This is a genomic window from Galbibacter sp., assembly GCF_035306585.1.
Lineage (GTDB): Bacteria > Bacteroidota > Bacteroidia > Flavobacteriales > Flavobacteriaceae > Galbibacter.
In genome coordinates this window covers 1-5,295 of sequence record NZ_DATGNU010000119.1, presented here as the reverse complement: position 1 = coordinate 5,295, position 5,295 = coordinate 1, and the positions used below count along the sequence as shown (strand labels likewise).

The 5,295-nt window shown below is 36.5% G+C and carries 5 protein-coding genes; all 5 read right to left on the bottom strand.

The window, feature by feature from the left end:
• Window positions 1-362: 362 nt before the first annotated feature.
• The 5 genes from VKY50_RS10765 to purN all read right to left on the bottom strand — a co-directional run bounded on the left by VKY50_RS10765 (window position 363) and on the right by purN (window position 5,076).
• Window positions 363-2,261 (bottom strand): amidophosphoribosyltransferase, encoded by a 1,899-nt coding sequence (locus VKY50_RS10765; RefSeq protein ID WP_324301701.1) that lies wholly within the window; start codon window positions 2,259-2,261, stop codon window positions 363-365.
• Between the two features lie 49 nt (window positions 2,262-2,310).
• Entirely contained in the window at window positions 2,311-3,237 is a 927-nt protein-coding gene (locus VKY50_RS10760) for a PfkB family carbohydrate kinase (RefSeq protein ID WP_324301699.1), read from the bottom strand.
• Between the two features lie 24 nt (window positions 3,238-3,261).
• A complete protein-coding gene (locus VKY50_RS10755) occupies window positions 3,262-3,867 on the bottom strand; it encodes an START domain-containing protein (RefSeq protein ID WP_324301697.1) in 606 nt (201 codons plus the stop codon).
• Window positions 3,868-4,055: 188 nt separating this feature from the next.
• Complete coding sequence (gene rnhA, locus VKY50_RS10750) at window positions 4,056-4,520, bottom strand: ribonuclease HI (protein ID WP_324301695.1); 465 nt, start codon at window positions 4,518-4,520, stop codon at window positions 4,056-4,058.
• Window positions 4,507-5,076 (bottom strand): phosphoribosylglycinamide formyltransferase, encoded by a 570-nt coding sequence (gene purN, locus VKY50_RS10745; RefSeq protein ID WP_324301693.1) that lies wholly within the window; start codon window positions 5,074-5,076, stop codon window positions 4,507-4,509. The genes rnhA and purN overlap by 14 nt, the downstream gene beginning before the upstream one ends.
• Window positions 5,077-5,295 lie beyond the last annotated feature (219 nt).

Genomic DNA, 5,295 nt, shown 5'->3' with positions numbered 1-5,295 from the left:
AATCCACCCTTTTTGCCCCAAATCTTACCATGAACTTAACCTACTTATGCTATGGTAATCCAAATATACACCCATCCCCAGAGGCGGCCATATAAATAAGATATAATGCACGTATTTTAGATTAATGGTTAAAAATATTTTGATAATACAAAAATAAATAATCGCTAGGAGGGGAAATCGAAAAAGGAAATACTGGAAAATAAAAAAGGTGGATAAATCCACCTTTTTTGCCCCAAATCTTACCATGAACTTAACCTACTTATGCTATGGTACCTCAAAGATATGATTAAGGAATTAACTAACAGTTAATAATCAGTTAAATTACAAAAATTAACGTTGAAATGTATCCTAACCCAACGACCTTAGTATGCACGCCCCGCTACCCCCTCATAGAAGTTCATAAAGGCACGATTAACGACTCTATTTCCTCCATTGGTTGGATAATTTCCAGTAAAATACCAATCCCCCAGATTTTTAGGACAAGCAATATGAAGATTATCAACACTTTGATAGATAATCTTAACAGTTGCCTTCATCCCCTCTGGACATAAAAGCTCAGATATCTTCCCAGAAATTTCTTCATCAGTAAAGGGTTCATAAAAACGCTGTACTGAATTCTTAATTTCATCTGCTGGCAAACCTATTTGACTTTTACATTCTTGGTAGATCTCCTCGACGATGGATTCAGTTCCTCGGTCTTTATGAAGGCTAAGGGCAGCTCTAAAGGCAATAAGATCTTCTAATCGCGCCATATCAATCCCATAACAATCTGGATATCGAATCTGCGGTGCTGATGAAACTACTACAATAGCTTTAGGATTTAGACGATCAAGGATTCTTAGAATACTTTTCTTTAGGGTGGTTCCTCGTACGATACTGTCATCGATGATTACAAGATTGTCGGTAGGTTTTACAGATCCATAAGTAACATCATAAACGTGTGTAACCAAATCATCACGACTGCTATCCTCTGTAATAAAAGTACGAAGCTTCACATCCTTAATAGCTACCTTTTCAACTCGTGGTCTACTGGAGAGTATTTCATGAAGGCGCTCACTTGTCAGCGAACTACCTTCTTTTAGTATTACTTCTTCTTTTCTTTTATTCAAATAATCCTGCGCTTGTTTAAACATTCCGAAAAAAGAAGTCTCTGCCGTATTTGGGATATAGGAAAAAACAGTATTCTCCATATCCCCATCAATGGCCTTTAATATTTTCGGAAAAAGTAAACGGCCTAATTTTTTACGCTCCTGATAGATTTCAGAATCACTCCCTCTTGAAAAATAAATTCTTTCAAAAGAGCAAGCCTTACGCTCCAGTGGATCTAGAATTCTTTTTTTACGTACAATCCCATTTTTCTTTATAATGAGTGCTTTTCCTGGATCAAGTTCTTTGACCTGATCAAACTCTACATTGAAAACCGTCTGGATCACTGGTCTCTCTGATGCTACTACCACTACTTCTTCGTCCTGATAATAATAGGTAGGACGTATTCCAGCTGGATCTCTTAATACAAAGGCATCACCATGGCCTAATAGACCAGCCATCGCATAGCCCCCGTCAAAGTTTTTGGCCGCCTTTCGGAGTATTTTAGCTACATTCAAACGGTCCGCGATCAATGGAGAAGCTTCCATCTTATTGAAACCTTCCTTTTTAATTTCCTTATAGAGTTTTGCAACGGCATCATCCAAGAAATGTCCGATTTTTTCCATAACTGTAACTGTATCAGTCATCTCTTTAGGATGTTGACCGATACGAATCAAATTAGAGAATAATTCGTTTACATTGGTCATATTGAAATTCCCCGCAACTATTAAATTACGGTGCATCCAATTGTTTTGCCGTAGAAATGGGTGAACGCTCTCAATACTATTTTTCCCAAAGGTACCGTACCGTACATGCCCCATCATTAGCTCTCCAACATATGGTATATGTCGTTTTTGTAAGGCTATGTCATCTTGAAATTCAGGATGATCGGAAAGCTCCTGGTTTATACGTTGATTTATTTGGGTGAAAATATCCTGTATGGGTTGTGCTTGATTAGATCGTATGCGGCTCATATAGCGTTCACCAGGCTGCATGTTGAATTTAATACTTGCAAATCCTGCACCATCCTGCCCCCTATTGTGCTGCTTTTCCATCATCAAATACATCTTATTTATTCCGTAAAATGTACTTCCGTATTTTTCCTTGTAGTAATCCAAGGGTTTTAGCAACCTAACTAAGGCAATTCCGCATTCGTGTTTTATAGCGTCACTCATAAAATATGTAAATAAAAAGCCCCGATACAATCAGGGCGCACTTGTTTTATTATGAAAGTTCTATATCGAACTGTGTTAACTTTTTAAATTGTTCCAATCTTCTGTAGATAGTCATGGGATCCAGGTTAAGCAGTCTTTCAGTCCCGAATTTCTCCACGTTGAACGAGGCCAAGTTGGAGCCTTGAACAACGGCATTTTTCATGTTCTCAAAACTGTAATCCTGCGTCTTGGCTAAATAACCAGAAAATCCCCCCGCAAAGGTATCGCCAGCTCCAGTAGGATCAAATACTTCTTTTAGTGGAAGCGCCGGGGCAAAGAATATTTCATCATTCTGAAATAACAAAGCACCGTGTTCTCCTTTTTTAATCACAATATATTTTGGACCCATTGCATGAATTTTAGCTGCTGCTTTCACTAGGGAATACTCTCCAGATAATTGTCTGGCTTCTTCATCATTTATAGTAATCACATCCACTTTTGCAATGACTTCTAACAATTCATCGAGTGCGTTATCCATCCAAAAGTTCATGGTATCTAAAACCGTTAATTTTGGTTTAACTTCCATTTGCGAAATTACGCTTAATTGGACGGATGGATTTAAATTTCCTAACATTAATACTTCTGAATCCCTGTATTGCTCGGGCACGATAGGATTAAAATCGGCCAATACGTTTAGTTGAGTTTCAAGAGTATCTCTAGAGTTTAAATCATTGTGGTAGCGTCCTCTCCAAAAGAATGTTCTTCCGCCTGGGACGATATTAATAGCACTTATATCAATACCATTATTACTGAGCAGATCCAAGTACTCTTGTGGGAAATCCTCTCCCACTACTGAAACAATAGCGCTTTCTACGTTGAATTTGGAGGCAGCAAGCGCTATGAAAGGAGCTGCGCCACCAAGAATCTTATCAGTTTTACCAAAAGGAGTTTCAATAGCGTCGAAGGCAACACTTCCTACAATTAATAATCTTCCCATTCTAAATTTTTTGCAAATATACATTTAGTTTTCCAGTATTTCTTTCAGATTTTCAAAAGAATGGTATGGAAAACTTACCAAAATACTGTTTACAATCCATGCTGGAAGGACACCGTTTGGATCCCCGTACATTTGCTGAATAATTAATACTGAATTTTCATTAAGCTCTTGAACTCTCCAATACCCTTTAAATAACTTCATGCGGATGACGTTCTGTTCCTGCTGATATACCAAGCTGTCTTCTGCCTCAATATCGATCTGATAAACCTTGTTGCCTACCTTCTTTAATTTAATTCGTGAAATGTTATCTCGGTCATTTAATGGCCAAGGAAAGTCATTTCTCATCCAAAAGATAAATTCGTTATCCGATATTTTTTCAAGTTGTTTACTTTCTGGGGTCTTATATGTCCAACGGTTCAAACTATCTCCGTTTGTCAGAACAGCTAAGACTTTTTCTATAGTTGTTTCAGCGATGAGTACCGCTTTGTACTCATTAAATTTGGTAGAATCCAACTCACGTGTATATACTTGAATATCCCCATTATCTTTCTTTAACTCCCATTGTTGTGAATATATGGCAATTAGAGGGAAATTGAGTAACAACAGTAACCATTTTTTCATAAAACGCATACCACAGCATTATGGAGTAGGGTTTATCAACTTTGAATTCAGCTGACAAACGCCTTTTCTATAGAATGAAAAAGCATCCATTTTAGCTAACTACTAGGTTGCAGATTTACGAAAGTCTATGGAATTAAACAAATAATGAACTCAAAATAGAGAATCCTTTAGCCTTAAAAAGTGTACTTTGTACTCTTCTATTGCTCAAATCCAATGTCGACGGATAAGTCCTTTGCCTTGGAGGAAGCCACCGCTAAAACATCACATCGTTCATTTTGAGGATGGTTATTATGTCCTTTTACCCATTGCATCACCACGCGATGTTTCCTGTATTGTTCTAAAAAAAGTTTCCACAGATCGGGGTTTTTTTTATCCTTAAATCCAATTTTCTCCCATTTAAACACCCAACCTTTTTCAACTGCATCAACTACATACTTCGAGTCGGAAAAAATTTTAACATTTAAATTCTCCTTTTTGAGCTTTCGAAGACCTTCAATGGCTGCTAATAGTTCCATTCGGTTATTAGTTGTCTTACGAAACCCTTGGGAAAACTCTTTTCTATAAGGTTTCCCTACCCATTCCATAACAATTCCATACCCCCCTGGACCGGGATTTCCTCTTGAAGACCCATCAGTATAAATAAAGACATCAAATTTTTCCATTTAATAATTTTTCAATGATTCGGGGAAAGTGCTCATATTCCAAAGCATGCACCTTTTGTGCGATATGATCAGCGGTATCTGAATCTAATACTGGAGTCTTTGCTTGAAAAATCATATTTCCCTTATCATAGTGCTCATTGACAAAATGAATACTAATCCCAGATTCCGTTTCTTTATTTTCTTTAACCGCCTTATGCACATTCATTCCGAACATACCTTTCCCACCATACTTTGGCAATAATGCTGGATGAATGTTTATAATCTTATGGTCAAATGCCGCTACTAGGTCCGTTGGAAGTTTCCATAAAAAACCAGCTAAAACAATTAAATCTGGATTTAATGCTTTGAAAAGTTCGACAAGTTGCCCTTTAGAAAAAGCAGTTTTATTAAAATAATAAGCCGAAATTCCCAATTTTGAGGCTCGCTCTAACACCTTTGCATCTCTTTTATTTGAAAAAATTGCTGTGACTTGAATATTTTCATTTCCTTCAAAATATTTGACAATATTTTCAGCGTTCGAACCCGAACCAGAAGCCATTATAATAATGCTTTTCATCGCTTGTAAAGATTTAATTTTAAGGCAAAAAAAAGAATAATTTCCAAGAAAGTGAAGTCAAAAATTAAATAGTTGTGGGAAAAATTATTAACTTTAAAAGCACATTTTAGCTCCAAAACGTTTTTTTAAAGCAAAGTTTTATATTTTTGCCATCAATTAAATTTTAAAATAAAAAAATTATGTCAGACATTGCATCAAGAGTAAAAGCGATTATCGTAG